This window comes from Bacteroidota bacterium (assembly GCA_016715425.1).
GTDB lineage: Bacteria > Bacteroidota > Bacteroidia > Chitinophagales > BACL12 > JADKAC01.
Map to the genome: position 1 here is coordinate 59,679 of JADKAC010000001.1, position 24,080 is coordinate 83,758.

At 34.9% G+C, this 24,080-nt stretch carries 21 protein-coding genes and 1 tRNA gene; 9 read left to right on the forward strand and 13 right to left on the reverse strand.

The genetic code is table 11. The features are described from left to right. Window positions 1-76: 76 nt before the first annotated feature. From rpsO to IPN31_00235, 3 genes are all read left to right on the forward strand, one after another. A complete protein-coding gene (gene rpsO / locus IPN31_00225) occupies window positions 77-349 on the forward strand; it encodes a 30S ribosomal protein S15 (GenBank protein ID MBK8680346.1) in 273 nt (90 codons plus the stop codon). Between the two features lie 81 nt (window positions 350-430). After that, window positions 431-2,566, forward strand: a complete 2,136-nt coding sequence (gene pnp / locus IPN31_00230) for a polyribonucleotide nucleotidyltransferase (GenBank protein MBK8680347.1) — start codon at window positions 431-433, stop codon at window positions 2,564-2,566. A gap of 119 nt (window positions 2,567-2,685) precedes the next feature. Further along, complete coding sequence (locus IPN31_00235; protein MBK8680348.1) at window positions 2,686-3,552, forward strand: RNA polymerase sigma factor RpoD/SigA; 867 nt, start codon at window positions 2,686-2,688, stop codon at window positions 3,550-3,552. A 13-nt stretch (window positions 3,553-3,565) separates the two neighbouring features. Here the strand turns inward: IPN31_00235 and IPN31_00240 are convergent, their stop codons facing one another. From IPN31_00240 to IPN31_00260, 5 genes are all read right to left on the reverse strand, one after another. Next, window positions 3,566-4,870 (reverse strand): methionine adenosyltransferase, encoded by a 1,305-nt coding sequence (locus tag IPN31_00240; GenBank protein MBK8680349.1) that lies wholly within the window; start codon window positions 4,868-4,870, stop codon window positions 3,566-3,568. Window positions 4,871-5,026: 156 nt separating this feature from the next. Continuing rightward, on the reverse strand, window positions 5,027-5,914 hold the full coding sequence (locus tag IPN31_00245; protein ID MBK8680350.1) for a hypothetical protein: 888 nt from the start codon (window positions 5,912-5,914) through the stop codon (window positions 5,027-5,029). A gap of 84 nt (window positions 5,915-5,998) precedes the next feature. After that, window positions 5,999-7,369 carry a HAMP domain-containing protein gene (locus IPN31_00250; protein MBK8680351.1) on the reverse strand — a complete coding sequence of 457 codons (1,371 nt, stop codon included), beginning with the start codon at window positions 7,367-7,369 and terminating at the stop codon, window positions 5,999-6,001. Between the two features lies 1 nt (window position 7,370). Next, window positions 7,371-8,048, reverse strand: a complete 678-nt coding sequence (locus tag IPN31_00255) for a response regulator transcription factor (protein ID MBK8680352.1) — start codon at window positions 8,046-8,048, stop codon at window positions 7,371-7,373. A 70-nt stretch (window positions 8,049-8,118) separates the two neighbouring features. Continuing rightward, window positions 8,119-9,162, reverse strand: coding sequence for a rhodanese-related sulfurtransferase (locus IPN31_00260; GenBank protein ID MBK8680353.1), 1,044 nt, complete (start codon window positions 9,160-9,162; stop codon window positions 8,119-8,121). A 159-nt stretch (window positions 9,163-9,321) separates the two neighbouring features. On the opposite strand from IPN31_00260, the gene IPN31_00265 reads away from it, so the two are divergent. Next, window positions 9,322-11,730 carry a PKD domain-containing protein gene (locus IPN31_00265; protein ID MBK8680354.1) on the forward strand — a complete coding sequence of 803 codons (2,409 nt, stop codon included), beginning with the start codon at window positions 9,322-9,324 and terminating at the stop codon, window positions 11,728-11,730. 80 nt (window positions 11,731-11,810) lie between these two features. Here IPN31_00265 and IPN31_00270 read toward each other — a convergent pair whose 3' ends face one another. Together IPN31_00270 and IPN31_00275 are read right to left on the reverse strand one after the other, a co-directional pair. Beyond that, the gene (locus IPN31_00270) at window positions 11,811-13,889 is read right to left on the reverse strand and encodes a tungsten formylmethanofuran dehydrogenase (GenBank protein MBK8680355.1); all 2,079 of its coding nucleotides are present in this window, start codon (window positions 13,887-13,889) and stop codon (window positions 11,811-11,813) included. 8 nt (window positions 13,890-13,897) lie between these two features. Beyond that, a complete protein-coding gene (locus tag IPN31_00275) occupies window positions 13,898-14,506 on the reverse strand; it encodes a fumarylacetoacetate hydrolase family protein (GenBank protein ID MBK8680356.1) in 609 nt (202 codons plus the stop codon). Window positions 14,507-14,714: 208 nt separating this feature from the next. Between IPN31_00275 and IPN31_00280 the strand changes: the two genes are divergently transcribed. Then, window positions 14,715-15,239 (forward strand): hypothetical protein, encoded by a 525-nt coding sequence (locus IPN31_00280; GenBank protein MBK8680357.1) that lies wholly within the window; start codon window positions 14,715-14,717, stop codon window positions 15,237-15,239. A gap of 4 nt (window positions 15,240-15,243) precedes the next feature. Here the strand turns inward: IPN31_00280 and IPN31_00285 are convergent, their stop codons facing one another. The 5 genes from IPN31_00285 to IPN31_00305 form a co-directional block, all read right to left on the reverse strand. After that, window positions 15,244-15,804 carry an aminoacyl-tRNA hydrolase gene (locus tag IPN31_00285; GenBank protein MBK8680358.1) on the reverse strand — a complete coding sequence of 187 codons (561 nt, stop codon included), beginning with the start codon at window positions 15,802-15,804 and terminating at the stop codon, window positions 15,244-15,246. 78 nt (window positions 15,805-15,882) lie between these two features. Continuing rightward, complete coding sequence (locus tag IPN31_00290) at window positions 15,883-16,518, reverse strand: 50S ribosomal protein L25 (protein MBK8680359.1); 636 nt, start codon at window positions 16,516-16,518, stop codon at window positions 15,883-15,885. A gap of 12 nt (window positions 16,519-16,530) precedes the next feature. Then, the gene (locus IPN31_00295; protein ID MBK8680360.1) at window positions 16,531-17,472 is read right to left on the reverse strand and encodes a ribose-phosphate pyrophosphokinase; all 942 of its coding nucleotides are present in this window, start codon (window positions 17,470-17,472) and stop codon (window positions 16,531-16,533) included. Between the two features lie 96 nt (window positions 17,473-17,568). Next, window positions 17,569-17,641 (reverse strand) — tRNA-Gln (locus tag IPN31_00300). 53 nt (window positions 17,642-17,694) lie between these two features. Beyond that, on the reverse strand, window positions 17,695-18,903 hold the full coding sequence (locus tag IPN31_00305) for a TlpA family protein disulfide reductase (protein ID MBK8680361.1): 1,209 nt from the start codon (window positions 18,901-18,903) through the stop codon (window positions 17,695-17,697). 76 nt (window positions 18,904-18,979) lie between these two features. On the opposite strand from IPN31_00305, the gene mnmH reads away from it, so the two are divergent. Continuing rightward, window positions 18,980-20,029: a tRNA 2-selenouridine(34) synthase MnmH gene (gene mnmH / locus IPN31_00310; protein ID MBK8680362.1), complete on the forward strand. Its 1,050-nt coding sequence runs from the start codon at window positions 18,980-18,982 to the stop codon at window positions 20,027-20,029. A 13-nt stretch (window positions 20,030-20,042) separates the two neighbouring features. On the opposite strand, the gene IPN31_00315 is transcribed toward mnmH, so the two are convergent. Further along, window positions 20,043-21,017 carry a T9SS type A sorting domain-containing protein gene (locus IPN31_00315; GenBank protein ID MBK8680363.1) on the reverse strand — a complete coding sequence of 325 codons (975 nt, stop codon included), beginning with the start codon at window positions 21,015-21,017 and terminating at the stop codon, window positions 20,043-20,045. A 153-nt stretch (window positions 21,018-21,170) separates the two neighbouring features. Here IPN31_00315 and IPN31_00320 point away from each other — a divergent pair, with 153 nt between their 5' ends. The 3 genes from IPN31_00320 to IPN31_00330 all read left to right on the forward strand — a co-directional run bounded on the left by IPN31_00320 (window position 21,171) and on the right by IPN31_00330 (window position 24,058). Beyond that, on the forward strand, window positions 21,171-21,542 hold the full coding sequence (locus IPN31_00320; protein MBK8680364.1) for a DUF1801 domain-containing protein: 372 nt from the start codon (window positions 21,171-21,173) through the stop codon (window positions 21,540-21,542). A gap of 54 nt (window positions 21,543-21,596) precedes the next feature. Then, on the forward strand, window positions 21,597-22,637 hold the full coding sequence (gene selD, locus IPN31_00325) for a selenide, water dikinase SelD (protein ID MBK8680365.1): 1,041 nt from the start codon (window positions 21,597-21,599) through the stop codon (window positions 22,635-22,637). Window positions 22,638-22,813: 176 nt separating this feature from the next. Then, a complete protein-coding gene (locus IPN31_00330; GenBank protein ID MBK8680366.1) occupies window positions 22,814-24,058 on the forward strand; it encodes an aminotransferase class I/II-fold pyridoxal phosphate-dependent enzyme in 1,245 nt (414 codons plus the stop codon). Window positions 24,059-24,080: the final 22 nt, after the last annotated feature.

The following is a 24,080-nucleotide window of genomic DNA, read 5'->3' on the forward strand; positions in this document are numbered from 1 at the left end:
TACATCTATCTATTAATATCTTTTTATTTCCACCTTTCTTACCTATCTTTGCCGTCCTTAAATAGAATAGAATTACATGGCTACAATAACAGCAGAAAAGCGGAAAGCAATTTTTAAAGAACACGGTGGTTCTGAAAACAATAGTGGATCAGTAGAATCCCAAATTGCATTATTTACCGAGCGCATCAATCATTTAACAGAGCACTTGAAAGTGAATAAAAAAGATCATGCTACCAAGCGCAGCTTACTGATGCTGGTTGGTAAAAGACGCCGTTTCCTCAACTATATGATGAAAAATGATATTGTAGGATACAGGGCATTAATTGAGAAGCTCGGAATCAGACGATAAAAGAAAAGCAAACGAAGAGGGGCTATGCAGATTAGTTAAAAGCATAGCCTTTTTTTATTAATCAACCTATTATTATTTACAATGAATATTATTAATAAAAAAATTGAATTAAGCAACGGACAAATTATAGAGATTGAAACCGGCAAGTTAGCAAAGCAGGCCGACGGTTCCGTTGTTGTACGTCAAGGTGGTACAATGTTATTGGCTACAGTTGTTTCAGCACAAGAAGCAAAAGAAGATGTTGACTTTATGCCACTGACTGTTGATTATCGTGAGAGTTATTCCGCTGCGGGAAGATTCCCCGGTGGATTTTTAAAACGTGAAGCAAGACCTTCGGAATATGAAATATTAATCAGCAGATTAATTGATCGTGCATTGCGTCCGCTGTTTCCTGAAAATTATCATGCAGAAACACAAGTATTAGTTACGTTAATTTCATTGGATCCAAATATATTACCGGATGCACTTGCATGTTTGGCTGCCGCCGCTGCTTTAGCAGTATCTGATATTCCGTTTAACGGACCTGTATCTGAATTAAGAGTCGGTCGTATTGATGGAAAGTTTGTTGCAAATCCTGTTCTCTCTTCAATGAGTGAAAGTGATATTGATATTATTGTTGCAGGAACCATTGATAATATTATGATGGTGGAAGGTGGATTGAAAGAGGTGGATGAAATGGATATGCTGGAAGCAATAAAGTTTGCTCACGAGAATATAAAAATTCAATGCGCTGTGCTAAATGAATTGACTCAAGCAACAGGCAAAACTGAAAAGAGAGTTTATAATCATGAAAATCATGATGAAGAAGTGCGTGAGCAATTAAATAATGATTTGCGTGAAAAAGTAAAAGCTGTTGCTTATTCAAAAAGTTCAAAACATGATCGTAGTGCCGCTTTTAAAACTATCATAAAAGATTATATAGAAACTTTTCCGGAAGATGTGCGTGATGCAAAATCAAAATTTGCAAAAAAGTATTATGGTGATTTGCAATATGATGTAATACGTGAAATGATTCTTACTGATCGTCAGCGATTAGATGGAAGAAAATTAGATGAAGTGCGTGCAATATGGAGTGAAGTGGATTATTTACCATCAGTACATGGATCTGCAATTTTTACAAGAGGTGAAACACAATCACTAACTACTGTAACAATGGGAACAAAGTTAGATGCACAATTAATTGATGGTGTTGTTTTCGAAGGTGAATCAAAATTTTTATTGCATTATAATTTCCCTCCTTTTTCAACTGGGGAAGCAAAACCAATGCGTGGCACCGGCAGAAGAGAAGTAGGTCATGGCAACCTTGCAATGCGTGCAGTAAAATATATTTTACCAGAAGATAATATTTATACAATCCGTATTGTATCTGATATTTTAGAATCAAATGGTTCATCATCAATGGCAACGGTTTGTGCTGCTTCACTTGCATTAATGGATTCCGGACTTAAAGTAAAAAAGGCAGTTGCGGGTATTGCGATGGGTTTAATTTCTGAAAAAGGAATGAGTCGATATGCAATTCTTTCTGATATACTTGGCGATGAGGATCATTTAGGTGATATGGATTTTAAAGTTACAGGAACTGCAGATGGAATTACTGCAACGCAAATGGATATTAAAGTTGATGGATTAAATTACGAAGTAGTAAAGGAAGCATTATTACAAGCAAAACGTGGACGACTTCATATTCTTGGTGAAATGGCAAAAACGATGTCAGAACCAAGAGCAGATTTTAAACCAACCGTGCCTCGTATTGAACAAATAATTATTCCTCGTGAATATATTGGTGCTGTAATCGGACCAGGCGGAAAAATAATTCAGGAGATGCAGCGTGAAACAGGCTGTACAATTAATATTGAAGAAGTAGGTGATCACGGTGTAATTGATATTGCATCACCGAATAAAGAAAGTATTGAAAAAGCAAGAGCAAGAATTAAAGGTATCACTGCAATTCCCGAGGTAGATGAAGTGTATGAAGGCAAGGTGAAAAAAATTGTAGAGTTTGGTGCATTCGTAGAATTCTTACCGGGCAAAGAAGGTTTATTACATATTTCAGAAATAAGCTGGCAGAGATTACAATCATTAGATGGGATTCTTAAAGAAGGAGATATGTTGAAAGTGAAATTAATTGAAGTAGATAAAAAAACTGGAAAATTCCGCTTATCAAGAAAAGTATTATTAGAACGTCCACCACAAAAAGTAGAGCCAAGAGCGGAATAAAAAATAAATTGTATTTACTTAGATACGGGCATTGTGGAAAATTTCTACAATGCCCGTAATTTTTATTTATCTTTATCGTAGCACCTCAGTTTAACTTAACCATTTAAACAAAAACTACTGTGAGGCAATTAAGAATTTCTGCTTCAATTACTGCGAGAGAATCTGATTCTCTTGAAAAATATTTAACCGATATCGGTAAAATTCAATTGATCACTGCAGATGAAGAAGTAATATTAGCAAAACGCATTCGTGAAGGGGATAGGTTAGCTTTAGAAAAACTAACAAAAGCAAATTTGCGCTTTGTAGTTTCTGTTGCAAAACAATATCAAGGTCAGGGTTTATCACTTTCAGATCTTATCAATGAAGGCAATGTTGGTTTGATAAAAGCCGCTCAGCGGTTTGATGAAACCAAAGGATTTAAATTTATTTCCTATGCAGTGTGGTGGATACGACAAAGTATTATGCTTTCAATAGTGGAGCAATCACGTTTAGTGCGTATGCCATTAAATAAAATTGGTAGTTACACCAAGCTGAATAGATTAGCCCATTCATTAGAACAGGAAATGGAAAGAGAACCTACTCTGGAAGAGCTTGCAGAAATATTAGAGTTGAAGGATAGCGATTTGAAAGATATCAGATATGGGCATATTAAACATATAAGTATGGATGCACCAATCAACAGTGATGAAGAAGGAACTATGATTGATTTTTTAATGGATAAAGATTCAAATTCCAATCCGGATAAAGAACTCATCAATGATTCTTTGCGTGGAGAAATTAGTCGTGCATTAAAAGTATTATCATTTCGTGAAGCTGAAATTGTTGCAGCATATTTTGGATTAAATGGTAATCAACCTTTTACGTTAGAAGAGATAGCGGAGAAATTTGATCTTACTCGAGAACGTGTACGTCAAATAAAAGAAAGAGCAATTCGCAGATTACGAAAAACTACTACAAGTAATTTTCTTAAAACCTACCTCGGATAGATTTTATTACTCCTTATTTAATTTTAAAAGCCTTTTTGATTGCAGATTTGTATTTAACTGTTTCTTCCCATGGAAACAGTTCAACTGCAATTGTCTTTTCCTTTTCTATACCGTTATCCATTTTCTTGAAAATCTTAGTTACAGTTTGCGGAGTTCGTCCCATGTGACCATATGCAGCAGTTTCTGCATAAATAGGTGTACGCAGTTTAAATCGTTTTTCAATTGCATAAGGAGTCATATCAAATAGTTGTGAAATCATTTCGCTAATATCTCCGTCATTCATTTTTACTTTTGCAGAGTTATATGTATTCACATGCAAGCTCACCGGTTTTGCAACACCAATGGCATACGCTACTTGTACTAAAACCTCATCGCATACACCGGCAGCAACCATATTTTTTGCAATATGCCTTGCAGCATAAGCTCCTGATCTATCTACTTTAGAAGGATCTTTACCACTAAAAGCACCGCCACCATGTGCGCCTTTTCCACCATAAGTATCTACAATAATTTTTCTTCCTGTTAAACCACTGTCACCATGCGGGCCACCAATTATAAATACACCGGTTGGATTAACATGCAAAATATTTTTTTTATCAAATAATTTTTGAACAGGTTTGGAAAGTTTTTTTACAGTGCGTGGAATCAAATATTCTTTTACATCTGCATAAATTTTTTCCAGCATCTTTTTCTCTGCTGCTTTTTTAGCAGCTTCGGAATTATTTGCAGGTTTAATAAAATCATCATGCTGCGTTGAAATCACTAATGTATGAACTCGCTTCGCTTTATTATTATCATCGTATTCAATTGTTACCTGGCTCTTTGCATCAGGTCGTAAATAAGTCATCACCTTACCTTCTTTTCTTATTTGAGCGAGTTCCCATAATAAGCGATGAGAAAGATCTAAAGCCAAGGGCATTAAATCAGAAGTTTCATTAATTGCATAACCAAACATCATCCCCTGATCACCGGCACCTTGCTCTTTTTTATCTTGCTTTTCTACACCTTGATTTATGTCGGGACTTTGTTCATGAATTGCAGATAAAATCCCACAGGAATTTGCTTCAAACATATACTCACTTTTTGTATATCCTATCTTGCGTATAACTTCACGTGCAATTTCCTGCACATCTAAATATGTTTTACTTTTTACTTCACCTGCTAAAACCACTTGGCCAGTTGTAACCAATGTTTCGCAAGCAACTTTTGAGTCTGGATCCCATGCTAGAAAATTATCAACTAATGCATCAGATATCTGGTCGGCAATTTTATCGGGATGTCCTTCACTCACTGATTCGGACGTAAATAAATATGGCATCTTAATTATGTTATGGCGGCAAAGATAAAAAATTAGATGCCACTACTAAATATAAAATGTGTATTCACTTTTTTATGAATGTATATAAATGCAACAGCCCTCCACTAACTCAAAAGCCATGGAGGACTGCGCATAAAAAATCTTGAATTTAAAATCTTATTTCAATCGTATTTTACAATTTCCTAAATGCACTTTATTGCCATAAATATCAATATCATAAATACCCGGTTTTAATTTAGATGTAGGGCTGTAAATCATTTTAATATTTTGGGCCTGATGCAAATTACTTCCTGTAAAATATAAACTTGCATATAATTCATCTTCAGTGGTATTTATAAAACTGAATCCTTTATCAAGATTACTGCTTATTACTTTTCCATCAGGTGTGGTGATGGTACATCTTAAATCAATATTCAGATATTCCGGGATAGCAAAGCTGATTTGTATTTTGTCTGTTTTCTTTGCAGAAATTGTCTGCTTATCTTTTTTCCCTTTGCTGGATTCAATCAAATATTTATCAGCCGCCATGCTCTGTACAAGCGTTAAATTACTTCTGAGATCAGAATTTTCATTTTCCAACATTGCAATAGTTTTATTTAGCATCGCATTATCATCTGATAAGGATTCTATATTATACTGCAACGCTGCTGTTTTACTATTAAAATCGGCGAGATTTTTTTCCATCTCCTTTTTTATATCCTGCAATTTTGCATATTCTTTATCCAAGGCTTTTTTATTGGTGAAAGAAATATTTTTTAATGCAGTTTCTTTTTTTGAAATGTCCTCTTGTAACACTGCAATTGATTTATCCATTTCTGCATTCTTGCCTTTTAATTCTTCCAATGCAAATAATGAATTTTTTAATTCTTTCTCAACGGTAATTTTTTCCGATAGCATTTTTTCTTTTTCAAGCTTTGTTGTATTCAGCAAATCTTGAAGCGAGTGATTTGTTCCGTTCAGCATGATTGCCCATGTTACGGATACTGCAACTACTGTGGTTGCTATTGCGGCCTGAATAGCTGCTTTCGACATTTTAATTTTCATACTAATGGAATTAAATAGTGAAATGAATAAAGCAAAATTGCACTACATAAATAAAGTTGTAATTAAATACGAATTAAAAAGGGCTTAATTTATTGCAAGTGGCAGCAATACTTTTATTTGTGTGCCTTTTCCCAGCTCGGAAGTAATTGTCATTTCGCCGGAATGGATTTTTATAATACTTTCTACTATAGATAAACCAATACCATGACCTTTTCTATTGCCAATATTTTTCCCACGGTAAAATGGTTGTGTAAGATTTTTTAAATCCGATTTAATAATTCCTATTCCTGAATCAGTAAATAATAATTGTATTTTATTTTGCAGTGGTTTCAGTTCCAAATGTGCTTCTTTGTTTTCAGAATACTTACAACTGTTTTCCATCAGATTTACAACTGCTGTAGTTAGTAATATTTCGTTTCCTGCAATTACCATTTGTGTTGCATCTAAACTTTCATCCAATACTACAATAGAATTATATTCAGGATTATATTTTAATAATTCGCTGCGTGCTTTCCAGATGATATCATCTATGCGCACAGGTAATAAAGTGGACTGTGTAACTTCTGAACTTGCTTGCGCCAACATCAATAATCTATCTGATGTGCGGTTCATTAATTTAATATCTTCTAATACTGAAATAATTGTTTTCTTATATTCTTCGGTACTTCGATTTTGTAACAACAACACTTCTAATTGACCTGTAATAGAAGTTAATGGTGTACGCATTTCGTGGGAAGCATTTGCAATAAAATTTTTCTGAATACTAAAGGCTGTTTCTAGTCTGTGCAGCATTTGATTAAAGGTGGAGGATAACTGCGCAATTTCATCATTGCTGTTTCCTTCATTTAATCGCAGGTTCATACTGCTTGCTGAAATATTTTTTACTTGCTTAATTACATTTGATATTGGGCGCAGTGCCTGACGTGCATACAGATTGCCTACAAAAATTAGTACGATTAAAAAAGTACTGAATGCAATTATCAGCACATTGCGCAGATAAAGCAATCGCTGTTTACCAAACACATCAATTGCTCCCGCAATTACAACAAACCGATCATAACGACTTGTAAAAAGAAAACCGATGTTTTCATATTCGCCTTGATTAAATTTAATTTCTCCTTCCAAACGAATATTATCTATCAAAGTTTGATCAATTTGTAATGCAACATTATCGGGAGATGAAAACAGTGTATCATTCAGATAATTAAAAATGATAATGTTTTCATTGGGTAATGTTATCGGATTTGCATTTTCAATTTTGCGCAACAAACCAGCATCTATTTCATCCACTTCTAAAAGCAGATTAGCAACATTTTGTGCTTTGGATTCAATGCGTTCATAAAAAATAGTTTTTCGATAATTTGCAGATAAAATATAAATGGCAATTGAAAACAGCAGCAGAATAATAAATACGATAAAAATAAACTGATTAGATAGTCGCTGCCTGATTTGCATACTAATCTTCTTTTAGCATATATCCCAAACCAATACGGGTAACAATCATTTTATTTTCAAAATCTTTATCAATTTTTTTTCGAAGAATATTAATATATACTTCCACCACATTGGTACCTGTATCAAAATTTATATCCCATACTTTTTCTGAGATAGCTATGCGGGAAACTACACGGCCTTTATTCCTCATAAGATATTCAAGTAAGCCAAGTTCTTTTGCAGTAAGCTCAATAATTTTCCCTTCACGTACTGCATGTTTTTTATCTAAGTTTAAAACCAGATCACCCACCTGAAGCGTGTTGGATGTTTCATTTACACCTTTATTTCTTTTTGAAAGCGCTTTAATGCGTGCAAGTAATTCTGCAAATTCAAATGGCTTTAATAAATAATCATCAGCGCCTGCATCAAAGCCTGCAATTTTATCTTCCATTGTACCTAATGCAGTAAGCATTAAAATCGGCAACATCGGTTTTACTTCACGAATTTGTTTACATAATTCTATTCCATTGATATACGGAATAATTATATCCATGATAACTACATCATAATTATTTTGCAGAATCATTTTTTTTCCCATCTCTCCATCAAACACTACATCGGTTTCATATCCGCTGGAAATTAAACCTTCTTTTAAAAAGGAGGCTACTTTAGGTTCATCTTCTATTACAAGTATTTGCATGTGTAAATTTCATTCAATGAAAAGCAATTTCGATTGCTATGTTGTAAATCAGCAGGTTTTTAATTGTAATTTAATTTGAAGGGGGAAAAAGTTTAGGTCGTAATCTCGCTTTTGATTTATTAAATATATTTCGTCCCTTATCAATTCCTCTGCGAATAATTATTTGTTCTTCTTCGGGTAAATGTATTACTGTGTTGCATTCAATGCCGCAACATCCTTCATATATTTTTGCGCATTCCTCACATTGAATAAATAATAAATGACAAGCAGGGTTTACACAATTAGTATGTGTGTCCGATGGTTTTCCGCATTGGTGACATTTTGAAATTACTGCATCACTTATTCGCTCTCCAAGTCTATCATCAAACACAAAATTCTTCCCGATAAATTTATTGTCAATATTTTTTTCTTTAATAGTATTAGAATAATGAATTACACCACCTTCTAAATGAAATACATTTTTAAATCCTTTGTGCAACATCCATGCACTTGCTTTCTCACAGCGAATACCACCGGTGCAATACATAATAATATTTGCATCTTTTTTATCCTGCAACATTTCTACTGCCATTGGCAATTGATCACGAAAAGTATCGGAGGGTATTTCAATTGCATTTTCAAAATGGCCTACTTCATATTCATAATGATTGCGCATATCCACCACAATTGTTTCAGGGTCTTGTGTGATAGCATTAAATTCTTCTGCATTTACATACTTGCCTTTATTGCGCATATCAAATTCAGGATCAGCAATTCCGTCTGTTACAATCTTTTCTCGCACTTTAATTTTCAGTACCCAAAAAGATTTTCCATTATCATCCACTGCAATATTTAATCGGATATTATTTAATTGTGAATGCGAATAAATATAAGTGCGCAGTTTTTCGAAATTTGTTTTAGGTACACTGATTTGTGCATTTATTCCCTCTTGTGCCATATAAATTCTGCCGAACACATTTAATTCAGTCAGCGATTGAAACCATTCATTGCGCAGCAATAAGGGATCTTCAATAAAAAAATATTGATAAAAAGAAATTGTAATGCGTGTTTCCTGTTCACTAAGCAGTTGTTGTTTCAACTCCTTGTGTGAGATGCGATTATGTAAGTAAGACATATTTTGAAATTTAGTGTCCTGTTATAGGCAGGATAAAATTATCAGCAATTCAAAGTTACAATTTCAATTATGTTTAATTTGAAAATTAAAAACATTGTTGTTTTTGATATTAGTTATATGTAATATTATATCAAAATCAATCAACAAAAAAAATAGAATATGAAAAAAATTTTACTCCTCCTATTTGCAATCACCTTATTAATTGATTTGCAATCTCAAACAATTATTGGAAAAACATCTTATGATGTGCAAACTAATAATGGTGCAAAAAACCGAATTAAAGTGTATGATGATGGAAGTATTTCTACCATCTGGACAGGCTCAGTAGATTACGTCTCAGGAACTACCTGGGCAGACAGAGGAATGTTTTTTAATCATTATGATGGAAGTGCATGGGGTGCATTACCTACAGTGCGAGTAGACGAAATAAAAACTGGTTTTGGCGAATTAATTACTGTAGAAGATCATGAAGTTGTATTAGCGCATAATGGCTCTGCACCACCAACCATGAATTTATATGCGAACGATGAAATTGGTGGAACAACATGGACAGAATTAGATGGTTCTTATTTAGTAGAAGGTTATTGGCCAATGGCCGAATGCCCTGTCGGTACGGATGATATTTATGTGGTGCATGCTAATGCAAATCCACCATCTGCAATTTATTTTTCCCGTTCGGATGATGGTGGAAATACATGGGCTGTTTTAAATTATACGTTACCTTATTTAACTGCTGATTATGGTTTTCCTGCACTGAATACGGGTAGTACAACTGCTGCAGAAACTTATCAGATAAAAGTGAATGGTGCCGATGTGTATGTATTATTCGGTATGCCAAATACAGATTTAGTTTTATTGCACTCTGATGATTATGGCAATGATGGTTCATGGGATTATGAAATAATTATTGATTTTCCTTTTGACTCCTATACCGGAACAGAAATTTCGGATATTGATAGTGATGGAGTTATGGATACAATTAAAACTAATGATGGTTATATTGATATGATTATGGAAGACGATGGCACCTTGCATGTGTTTGCTGGATATACCGGAATGTATAGTGCGACAGGGGCATTTTCTTATACTTATGATAAAAAAGATTGGGGTTTATGGCATTGGAAAACAGGAATGGATGCAGCGGAAAAAATTGAAACAATTATGGATTGGAATAATGATGATTGTGCTGATGATCCAAATGCAGGAATAGGTGCTCTTCTATCTACTTATCGTTTTGCGGGAGTTACTACAACACCTGCAGCTGCCTGGGATCCTTCAACGGGAAGAATATATTTACTCTATACCATGGAAATTGAATACACTGATTTATTTGATGATCCATTAAATTTTTCTGCGCAATCTCGCAGAGATATTTTTGGAATGTATTCCGATGATGGTGGTTCAACATGGAGCGCACCAAATAATTTGACTAACACCGCTGAACTCGACAGAGAAAATTTTTATTTGTTTGTTAACGATAGAGTGTATGATGGAAAAGTGCATGCTATCTGGCAGGAAGATGGACAACCGGGAACTGTTGCAGGTGAGTTTGATCCTATTGATACTAATTATATTTATTATCAGGCATTTGAAGAATCAGATTTTATTCCGCTATTGCCAACAGCATCTTTTACTTCTATTGTAACTGCACCAAGTGTTGCATTTACAAATACATCTACAGATAATTTCAATTGTTATTTCTGGGACTTTGGTGATGGAACAACAAGTGATTTTGAAAACCCAACACATATTTATACAAGTGGCGGAAGTTTTACTGCATGTTTAACAGTGAGCAATCCTTATGGATCAAATACCTTTTGTATGGAAATAGCATTGCCTTCATCTCCCGAAGCGTTCTGGTCAAGTACAGGTGATCCTTTAGTTACATTTACTGACTTAACTGCCAATGATCCCACATCATGGTCATGGAATTTTGGAGATGGTGGAAGCAGTACTCTTCAAAATCCAACACATAGCTATTTGGCAAATGCTACTTATAATGTTTGTCTTACTGCTTCGAATGCTTTGGGTTCGGGTACATATTGCGGCTCGGTAGTTATTGCAAGTGCGGTATTGGCACCTATTGCAAATTATACTTTTTCTGCAATCGGACTTACTGTAAATTTTACTGATGTAAGTTTAAATTCTCCTGCATCATGGAGTTGGAATTTTGGTGATGGTAGTGTTTTAGTTACAGATGCAAGTCCATCTCATACTTTTGCAGCAGCCGGAGAATATATTGTTTGCTTAACTACAAGCAATGCAGCAGGCAGTGATGAAGAATGTAAAACAATTGGAATTTCAACAGCGATTGAAGATGTGTTTGCAGATGCGGTTCAAATATATCCAAATCCTACAACCGCAACTTTTATTGTGCATTCACCTATTCCAATGCAGTTAGCTGATATTCAAATAATAAATACTTTAGGGCAATCTGTAAGTTATACTGCAACCAATTCAGATAATAATAATTGGCAAATAACCATTACACAACCACAAGCAGGAAATTATTTTTTAAAACTGCAAACAGAGAATGGAATTATTTTAAAGCAACTTATTCTTGAATAAATAATTTTAAGAAATAGTAAATTATAAAAAATGCCGGTTATAATTTATAACCGGCATTCTATTTTTAAAGAAAATTAATTTTACCAATTAAGCAATGCTTCAAGTTTTTCTTCTACCAAATTTACATTTGGTAACATGGCTTTTTCCAAACCTGTATTTAGTGGAACAGCAGGTAGGTTTTTTGCACCCAACATTTGAACCGGCGCATCTAAATATTTAAAACATTCAGAACCTACTCTTCCTGCAATTGCTTGAGCAAATGAATTCATCAATGGTTCTTCAGTAAGTATAAAACATTTGTTATGTCGCTTAACAGATTGCTCAATTGCTTCCCAATCATAAGGTGACAAAGTTCGCAAGTCTAAAATCTCCACTTGTCCGGGGAATTTTTTAGATGCATTTAGCGCCCAATGCACACCCATGCCATAGGTAATTACTACGCAAGATTCACCTGCATTTATTTTTTCTTCATCCGCATGCTGAAATATTCTTGCCTTGCCTAAAGGAACAATATAATCTTTTCCCGGATCAGGAGATTTCGCTGCTTGTGTTCCCGGAACTTTACTCCAATACAATCCTTTATGTTCGAACATGATTACAGGATTCGGATCATAAAAAGCACCTTTTAATAATCCTTTCATATCGGCAGCATTGGAAGGATAAACTACTTTAATTCCTTTTACTGCTGTGATAGATGATTCGATAGAACCACTATGATAAGGGCCTCCGGAACCATAAGCACCAATCGGTACACGAATAATATTATTTACCGGCCATTTGCCATTGGTTAGATAACAGGATTTAGAAATTTCACTTACCAATTGATTCATAGCCGGCCATATATAATCGGCAAATTGAATTTCTACAATTGGTACTGCACCAACAGCACTCATACCGGCTGTAGAACCAACAATATATGCCTCTTGAATTGCAGTATTAAATACCCGATGTTGACCATATTTCTGTGCGAGATTTGCAGCCTCACGAAATACACCGCCTAATCTGCCACCCACATCTTGCCCATAAAATAATGCTTCGGGATGTTTCTCTAAAATATCCTGCATGGCATGAAGTGCGGCATCTACCATAATAAGTAGTTCGGCACCTTGCGGCTCACGAATTCCCTGTTCGTCTGTTATGGGTGAAGGCGCAAATTCATGCAGTTCCACTTCCAACGGATCAGGTTCTTCAGCCTCTACTACTTTTTGAAATGCTTGTCGTGTAATTTCTTCAGTATGTTTTTCCAGAGCTTCCAGCTCATCCATTGAAATTCCATTCTCCAATAATATTTCCATCAACAATGGAAGTGGATCTCTGCTGCGATGTTCTTCAAGATCTTCTTCCGTACGATACATTTCCATGCGCACTCCGGAAGTATGATGATTTAGCAATGGCACTTTCGCATGTACCAAAACAGGCGAACGATTTACTCGCACATCACCAATTACCTGTTGCATAGTTTGCCAGCATTCTATAAAATCACTGCCGTTTACCTGCACTCGTTTCAAACCTTTAAATCCCGCTGCGAATTCATAAGCATCCATAGTTCTGGATTCGGAACTGGTTACTGAAATACCCCAATCATTATCCTGTACTAAATAAATAATTGGCAATTGATGCAGCACTGCAAATTGCAATGCTTCTGATACTTCACCTTCTGTAACTGCACTATCGCCAATAGAACAAATTACTATAGGATTTTCTGAAGCCGTATCCAACAAACCCTGTTTAGTCATGTACTTAATGCCTTGTGCAATTCCTGTTGTTGGAATAGCCTGCATACCTGTTGCCGATGATTGATGTATCATCTGTGGCTTCTCTTTTCCTTTATAACATGGGTGACTATAATAACTGCGACCGCCGGAAAACGGATCATCTTTTTTAGCAATTAATTGCATCAGAAATTCTTCTGGTTTCCATCCCATACCCAAAAGAAAACCATCATCCCGATAATATAAACTTGCCCAATCCGCCGCTTTTAATTGCATCGCAGTTGCCAGTTGAATTGCTTCATGACCTCGGCTGTTTGCATGCACATAATAACATATCTGCCGGTTCTCATTAAATAAATCGCATAATATTTTACTGGTGTACATAAGGGTATATGCTTTCACCAATATTTGTTTATCTATTTTTTCCAATACCTTCTGTTGCTCCATTATTAGGATTATTTCACCCGTGTTTCAAAAACTTTTTTATCTTCTAAAAATCCTGTAAGTACATCTCCTTTATTTACGGGACCGACACCGGAAGGTGTTCCTGTAAAAATGATATCACCTAGTTGTAAGGTAAAAAAGGAAGATATATAATGTATTATTGTTGGAATGCCGAATAACATTTCACAACTGTTTGCTTTCTGCACGATTACTTCATTTTTCTTCATTGAGAAGTTGATGTTTGAAAAATCTGATTCGTTGCTTATTGCATTCCAATCGCCCACTACTGCGGAGTTATCAAAAGCTTTTGCAATTTCCCATGGTAAGCCTTTTTCTTTTTGCTTTGATTGTAAATCTCGGGCGGTAAAATCAATTCCTGCGGTCACCGCATCAATATATCTGTAGGCAAATTTTTCATCAATATGTTTTCCATTTTTGCAAATACGAAACAGCAATTCGCATTCGTAATGCAGATCATTTGTAAATTCCGGAAAATAAAATTCGTTTCCTTTTAACATAGCCGTAGCCGGCTTTATGAAAATAACCGGAGCATCCGGAATCGCATGGCTTAATTCCTTAGCATGCGCACTATAATTTCTTCCTACACAAAAAATTTTCATTGGGCGACAAAGGTACTATTTGACAGGCGAAGACAAAACTATCCATAGATTTAGGGGCAAACAATAAAGTGGGCGCAACGTACATTAATAGCATTGCGTCTTTATTCTCAATCAAATAAAAAACAAAATGAAACTCTTATTGAAAAGCACCACACTCTTTTACACTTCTTTAATTATGGTCTCTACTCTTTTTCTTAGCACCCCAACTATGGCTCAAGAAGAAGGTGAGGATGATGAGTTATTAAATTTTATAATTGAATTCAATACTGTACTTGATCAGGTAGTGAGTGATTATCCCAATAATTTTAAAAATCTATTGGGTGATGCAAGACCTAAAGAAGAAGGGTCTTCACAAATATATAATTCCCGCATTAGCCTACCTGAAGAATTGGAAAGTTATTTTTCTGAAACAATTACTCAGGGTAATAAGCTTACTTATGTTTCTGTATTTGCCGAATATCCGGATTCCACTCAAGCAAGGGATATTTATTCCGGATTATCTTTTATCGTTTCACTTTTCACATTTGATTGTTGTGAAATGGATATTGTAGAAAGTGACGGAACTCAGAGTGTGTATATGGCAATGATGCAATTATTTCCCAAAGATAATCCTGAAGGATTTGAGGATTTAGAAATACGAGTAGGTTTATTTAAATCATTTGATATTGATGAACAATTAAATTTTACCGATAAATATATAGTGGTGCTGAATGTGCGCCCCAAAGACGTTTAATAAATCAGGTATTAAATTTATTCATTGTAATTGCAGGTCCGGCAAGTGCGAATTCCTCCACTGCTTCACCTGCAATTTTTATATAAAATTCTAATTCTTTTTTTTCTTCATTACTCCATTGGCCTAAAACATAATCTACCTGACGACCAGTAGTGAAATTATTTCCAACGCCAAATCTTAATCTGCTATAATCTGCTGTGCCAATCAAATCCTGAATACTTGCCAATCCATTATGACCACCATGAGAGCCTTTTGTACGAATTCTTAATTTGCCAAAAGGTAAATTGATATCATCGGTTATTACCAATAAATTTTCAGTGGGAATTTGTAATGTATCCATCCAATATTTTACAGCTCTGCCGCTCAAATTCATATATGTGGTTGGCTTGATTACATGCAGTATTTTATTTTTAATTCTGAATTCTATTTTTGCTGCAAGACGCTCGTCTTTAAAAACTACATTGTGTTTCCTTGCAATAGCATCAGCAATTAAGAAGCCTGCATTATGCCGGGTATTAGCATATTCCAATCCTATATTTCCCAATGCTGCAATTAAATATATCATTGCTGTTAATTCCTGTAAATTAAAAAAGCGAAAGTACAAATCTGCACCTTCGCTTCAAGTATGTTAACTATTGAATAATTATTTTGTTTCTGCTTTTTTAGGGGCTTCTACTTTTGCCGCAGGAGTAGCAGCCGTAGTGGCAGTTGCAGCAGCATCAGCAGCACCTTTCATAGCCCTTGACAAGTTACAGGAAACCACCGGTATAGCAGGAGCTCCAATTACTTCCAGGTTATTCAATTGAATATCACCGATACGAATGCTATTGCCTACTTCTAATTCGGTAACATCAATCACAATACTGTCTACTAAATTTTCCGGAAATCCTTTGACCTCGATCTTACGAATTTTTTGAAATAATTTACCACCTTCTCTTACACCTTTAGAACTTCCTTCTAATTTAATAGGGATAGTGATAGTAACTTTTTTTCCTTCGCCTAATCGGAAAAAATCTACATGTAATAATTTGTCTGTAACCGGATGAGTTTGCACTTCACGCAATACGGTGTCGTAAGAATTACCATCTACATCCATAATTATTTTATAAGCGTTTGGAGTATAAATAATTGGTTGCAAGTTTTTCTCACTTACTTCTAAGTGTATTGTTTCTCCCTGACCGTAAATTACGCATGGTATGATTCCATTTCTGCGGCTTGCATTGGAAGATGATTTTCCAATTGCTTCTCTTTTGTTTCCTTCGATGTGTATCGTTTGCATCGTATCTTTTTTTTAATTGTTTATGAACAACGAACTTATTGATCTGTGTTCGTGTGTATTTCTTATTGCTCTTGCAAACAGTTTTGCTGATGAAAGAACAGTTATTTTTTCGCTTTCTCTTTTTAACGGAATTGTGTCCGTAACTACTAATTGCTTAAGTTTTGAAGCTTCAATTGTTTCATACGCCTTACCCGATAAAACAGGATGAGTACAAAATGCCTGCACCGATTTAGCTCCTTTGTCCAGCATAATTGAAGCAGCATTGGCTAATGTATTTCCCGTATCCACAATATCATCAATCATTATCACATCCTTACCGCTTACATCTCCTATCACCGTCATTCCCGCTATTTCATTTGCCTTCTTTCGGAACTTGTCGCAAATAACTAATTCAGTATTAAAATGCACAGCGTATTTACGATTGCGCTTTGTACTGCCCACATCAGGAGAGGCAAAGACTACATTTTCCAGATTTAAATTCTCCTCAATATAAGGCACATATATGGCCGTTGAATTGAGATGGTCAACAGGAATATCAAAAAATCCCTGAATCTGATCCGCATGTAAATCCATAGTAATAATACGGTTTGCACCAGCAGCTGTAAGTAATTCAGCCACTAATTTTGACCCGATTGAAACTCTGGGTTTATCCTTGCGATCCTGTCTTGCTAATCCAAAATAAGGAATCACTGCGGTGATATAAGATGTAGAAGCTCTTTTAGCGGCATCTATCATCAGCAATAATTCCATCAGATTGTCAGACGGAAAAAACGTAGATTGAATAAAGAACACATAACTACCTCTTACAGATTCTAAAATGTTCGGCTGGAATTCACCATCACTAAATCTATCCACTTGCATTTTACCTAATGGCTGACCATAGTAATCTGCAATCTTCTCACTCAAATACCTTGAAGTGGTTCCGGAAAACAGCTTTACATCGTTAGTTACCATTTGTCAAGGTTGAAATAAGAGGTGCAAAGATAGAAAAACATTGTGTATCCAATAAGTTTAAATGAAAAATCCCGGCTATTTCCGGGACTTTTTCTGTTGACCGACTAGGGCTCGAACCTAGACTCCTCTGAACCAAAATCAGATGTGTTGCCAGTTACACCATCGGTCAATCGAGCCGCAAAGATAGAACGATGCTTTTTTTAATCAAAGTTCCAATGGAATTCAATTTAAAAGTTGCTGAATTTTTTGTTGAAATTCTTTTGAAAATGCGGAATATAAATCTCCGGTGGCAGGGCCATTAAAGCCCGTATGGATAAAAACTACTTGTTTATTTCTGTCTAAAACAATTAAAGTAGGGTAGGCAATTACAGCATTTAACATAGGTAATGCATTAGAAGCTTCTAATTTTTTACTGCTACCTGCTAATAAAATTGGATAAGTAATTCCAAATTGTTTGCGCAATCTTCCAAAATTTTTTGAAGCAGCAGTTTGATCTGTTTCTTTTTCAAAGGCAAGAGCTACGATTTCCAATCCTTGCGAATTATATTTTTGAAACAGCTCTGCGAGATAAGCGGTCTCATCCATACAATTGGGACACCATGTTCCCATAACTTGAATTATGACTACTTTATTTTGAAATTGTTTATCGCTGCTGCAAATGGTATCTCCTGTTGCAGTTGGAAAACAAAAATTAAAAGAATCGTATCCGTCTTTTAGATATGTGAGTGTATTTGGATCGGGTAATTGGATGGTATCATTTTTATCGGCAGAAAAAGTTTCCTGCCAATGATTTCCACTAAAGAATTTTCCCGATAATGTACTATCATTTTCAATATTGCCTGTAAATAAAAACGCATGTGCACCATCAAAAGTGGAGAGAAAAAATTGATTACCTGAAACATCACCCTGCAAATAACGATAGTCGCCAGTAGCGGTAAGAAATGTTCCATTCAATAGATTTCCGGTTTGTGTAAAAACACCAACAGCCTGATAACTTTGGTCAGCAGTTTTAAATTGTGTATTCCATTTTCCACTGATATTAAATTGTGCGGAGTCTGGATTTTTCAAGAAGCGATAACTTTCACGGGCCTTTGCTGTAAAGGGAATTGCATATTTGCTTCCTCTGGAATAATCATGAAACCAACCTGATAAATTGTTATAATCTGAAGATATTTCTGCATTAATAGATGAATTGAAAACCGGCAGATTCACATAAAGTGTGTTATCATCAACCGTTACTTCTGCAGTAGATAATAATTCATCGCCGTTATGCAAAGCAAATGCATATCCATTTGTAGTTAAGCTTATTTCAAAATTAAAAGGAAGTGGACCTCCTGGCGTTTCTAATTCGGCACGCCACACGCCGGTTGTTATTTGTGCTTGTGTCATTTGATTTAAAATCAGGAATAGTATAAAAAATATGTTATGCATGCATTTTACAAATACATCTCAAAGATGTTAAGTTCAATTTAAATCAGCACAACTATTTTCGCAATACATTTACAGTGTGATAAAAGAATGTGATATATATACTTTATTAAATGCATCTGATATTCCTGTAATAGATGTGCGTTCACCTGCAGAGTTTAATCATGCACATATTCCGGGAGCAATCAATATTCCATTGTTTAATGATGAAGAAAGAAAGACGGTGGGTATTATTTATAAACAAGAAAGTAAAACAAAAGCGATTGAAACAGGATTGGATTTAGCAGGAAAAAAACTCAGTATGTTCATTCGGGAAGCGAAAGCAATTGCAAAAAATAATACCTTATTTATTCATTGTTGGAGAGGTGGAATGCGCAGTAAGAGTATGGCTACTTTATTTGACTTTGCCGGAATAAATACGCTTGTGCTTAATGGCGGATATAAAAGTTATAGAAGAGAAATTCAGAATTTTTTTAATTATCCTTTTCCTTTTGTAATACTGGGTGGAAAAACAGGAAGTGGAAAAACAGAAGTGCTGCATTTTTTAAAACAGCAAGGGGAACAGGTAATAGATATGGAAGCTTTGGCAAATCATAAAGGCAGTGCATTTGGTGCATTGGGTGAACAACTACAACCTTCCACCGAGCAGTTTGAAAATAATTTATTTGAAGAATTGCGGAAATGTAATTTGCAAAAATATATTTGGTTGGAAGATGAAAGTCATTTAATAGGAACTGTATTTATTCCCGAAATAATCTGGTTCTCTATGCGAAGAGCACATGTAGTGTTTCTTGATATTCCCATTAAAGAACGCATTGCATTTTTGGTGAGTCATTATGGTAAATATCCGGCGGAAGAAATTGAATCTGCATTACAAAAAATTACAAAGAGATTGGGTGGGCAACATTATAAAGAAACATTAGAATTGTATCGTAATGGAAACTTAGCGGATGCAACAGAAAAAGTGCTAACCTATTATGACAAAACGTATGCACATGGATTGAGTAGCCGAAATAAAGCAACTATTCATCACTTACAATTTGATTCATTACAACCGGAAAATATTGCTGCAACTTGTTCTGCATTTTTAAAAACAAATATGCAATTGCAATCAACAATTTATTATTAAATTTTTTAGAGAATTAAATTACAGTCATCACCATCGGTGGTGAACAAATTATTTTATTTGACTTTATTTTCAATTGATATATGTAATTACCCGGTTGTAATTGTTGTACAATATCCGTGAGTTCAATATTGTTTTTTCCTGCTTGAATAATGCCCTGTGGCAAGGTGAAAATTTTTTGTCCATTTATATTCCATATCTCCAAATCTATTTCTGCAGGAGTTTGTAATTGGAATGGAATTACAGTGGATGTATTTACAGGATTGGGCATGTTTTGACCTACGCTAATATATTTTTCTGATTGCATTTCCAAATAGCCTGTTGTTCCATCTCCTTTCACAGTCACCTCTATATAAGAATTAAATTTATCCGGAGAAATGTCTGTGGTTAATGAGGCGAGTTGATACAAATATCCATCTGCAAATACACCATCGGCAACAGGTGTTACAGGGTCAACGCCTTCTGTATAAATTGCAGGATAATCATTTAACAATGCATTTTTTTCTTCATGATTCCAGGTGAGTTGAGAGATAGCTGCATAAGAAGAATTTACATACACTTGAAAATGAATATGACAAGTGCGACCGGGATACCAACCCGGAAAAATGGTTATAAAATTTACTTCTCCATTCGCATCCGCAATTTGATATCCACGCAAATAAGTAAATGCTGATTCACTTCCATAACCCGAATAATTTCCATCCTTATCACATTGCCAAATATTGACACGCACATTTGGAAATGGCTCGCAATTATCCTGACCTAAAATTCTAATTTTTAGATTTAATTGCACACCATCACGATCTTCACGGACATCAGTGCGCAAATAAAAAGGATTGTCAGTAAGGTCCAAAGGAAAAGGACCTTTTGTTTCTGTTGGAATTAATACACAACCTCCGGAAGTTTGTGCAGATAGTTTGCCGAAAGGCCAAAGAGATGCAGCACCGGCGAGTCCGGTTATCCGCATAAAATCACGACGGGTAGTAGGCATAGGTTTTTTTTTGAAAGGTAAGTATTGAATTAGTAGCATTCTTATTTTTTGAATAGATTTTACAAAAGGCTGTTGTTTTTATCAAATAATAAACTTTGGTAGATTTTAATTTTAGGGATGATTAGTTTTATTAAATTTTAATTTTATAACACAATGCAAACATTTTCAAACATCTCCGAATACATTTCTCAATTTCCTGTAACAACACAAGAAAAATTACAAGAAATATATACCATTATAAAACAATATGCACCCAAAGCAACAGAAAAAATAAGTTATGGTATGCCCACATTTTATCTGCAAAGTAATCTGGTGCATTTTGCAGCATACAAAAATCATATTGGTTTCTATCCTGCCCCTTCCGGCTTAGATGCATTTAAAGAAGAAATTGAAAAATATAAACACAGTAAAGGTGCTGTACAATTTCCTTTGGACAAGCCTCTACCTAAAAAACTGATTGAGCGTATTGTAAAATATCGTATGCAAGAAAATTTGGCTAAAGCTGCGTTGAAGCAAAAGAAATAAATCTGTATTTCTCTTTTCAGCTTTTACAAATGTAATTTCACGAAAATTTATTGAATGACTGAATCAATTAAACTCACACAATATTCTCATGGTGCCGGATGTGGTTGTAAAATTTCACCCAAACTTTTGGATCAAATTTTATCTTCCGTTTCCAAACAACAATTATTTCCACAATTACTTGTAGGCAACGAAACAAAAGATGACGCCGCTGTTTATGATATTGGAAATGGTAGAGCAATTATTTCTACTACGGATTTTTTTATGCCTATTGTTGATGACCCGGAACAATTCGGAACAATAGCTTCAGTAAATGCAATCAGTGATATTTATGCAATGGGTGGCACGCCAATTATGGCAATTGCAATTCTCGGTTGGCCTATTGATAAAGTAGAATCTAAGTATGCTAGCGAGGTTTTAGAAGGCGCACGCAAAGCATGTGCACAAGCAAATATTCCACTTGCCGGAGGACATAGTATTGATTGTCCTGAGCCTGTTTTTGGATTAGCAGTAACAGGAATTATTGATATAGAAAATCTGAAAAAAAATTCGGGTGCAAGTGTGGGTTGCAGTTTATATCTCACAAAAAAAATTGGTGTAGGTATTTTGACAACAGCACAGAAAAAAAATCTTTTAAAAGAAGAACATAAAACTATTGCACCGGATAGCATGATGCACTTAAACACGTTTGGTGAAATATTAGGAAAGCAAAATTTTGTAGAAGCAATGACTGATGTTACGGGTTTTGGTTTGCTTGGTCATTTAACCGAAATGTGTGAAGGAAGTAATATAAGTGCAGAGATTTATTTTGATAAAGTACCAACGATTGAAAAAGATATTTTAGATTATTATTTAGAAAATAAATGTATTCCCGGAGGCACAAATAGAAACCATGATTCCTATGGAGAAAAAATTGATGGATTAGATATTTATAAAAAACATATTCTTTGCGATCCACAAACAAGCGGTGGACTATTAGTTGCAATTGCACAAGGTTATGAATCTGATTTTGAAAAATTGGCAAAAGAAAATAAAATGCAATTGACAACTTTCGGAAAATTAATTTCTAAAAGTGCATTTGCTGTTTATGTGAAATAAAAATCTATATTATTCAGATTTTGAAATTCCTCATTTAAAAAAGTTAAAAAAAGTATTTTGGGATAATAACAAATGCATATTTTTCCACAGTTCTGAAAAATTTCGCATATTCCTGCTAAATTGCGCCTATGACAGCAACCGGTATGGCTACACAGCATAAACTCAATGTATCAGCAATGGCTGAAAATCTGATTGGCTCAGAAATTATAAAATTGGCGAATGAGATAAATGCCAAGATTAAAAAAGGCGAACAGATTTATAATTTAACCATTGGTGATTTTGATCCGCATGTATTTCCAATTCCTCTAATTTTGGAGAATGAAATTATTGAAGCATATCGCAATAAGGAAACTAATTATCCAATGGCAAATGGTATTGAAAGATTGCGTGTTGCTGCTTCCGGATTTATTAAAAAATATCAAGGCTTAGATTATTCTCCCGATGAATTTTTAATTAGCGGTGGAGCAAGACCTTTAATTTATGGAGTCTTTCGCACCTTACTCGATCCGGGTGATAAAGTAATTTATCCCGGTCCATCATGGAATAATAATCATTATACACATTTATCAGGAGCAAGTGGGGTGTTTATAGAAACTACACCTGAAGATAATTTTATGCCAACGGCAGAAAATTTAAAACCGCATTTAAAAGGTGCAACATTACTTGCATTATGTTCTCCATTAAATCCAACAGGTACTACATTTTCTAAAGAAGCGTTATCTGCAATTTGCGATATAGTGATTGAAGAAAATAATAGCCGTGATGAAAATGCAAAGCCTTTATATATTTTATATGATCAGATTTATTGGATGCTTACTAATGGTGATACAAAGCATTATGATCCGGTGAACTTGCGACCTGAATTGCGTGATTATGTAATTTATGTGGATGGTATTTCAAAAGCATTTTCTGCAACTGGTGTAAGAGTGGGTTGGTCATTTGGCCCTAAACCAATTATTGATAAAATGAAAGCTATCATTTCTCATATCGGTGCATGGAGTCCGAAAGCGGAACAAGTAGCAACAGCAAAATTTTTGCAGATGGAAGATGAGGTAGATGCATTTATAATGAAATTTCGCAGACAGATTTCAGATCGTCTCAATGGATTTTATGAAGGCTTTACCCGATTAAAACAAAAAGGTTTTCCTGTGGAATGTATTCCTCCCGAAGCTGCTATTTATTTAACCGTGCGCATTGATTTTCGTGGTGCAAAAACTGCGGATGGAAATACTATTAATACAATGGCAGATGTTGCTAATTATTTATTAAATGAAGCACGCATAGGTCTTGTGCCTTTTTATGCATTCGGTTCTTCAAAAGAATCGCCATGGTTCCGATTAAGTATCGGCACTTGCACAATGGATGCTGTGGCAGGTTCTTTAAAAAGCTTGGATCAGGCATTAAGTAAACTTACTTTTTGATTTACAACGAATATTAATTTTT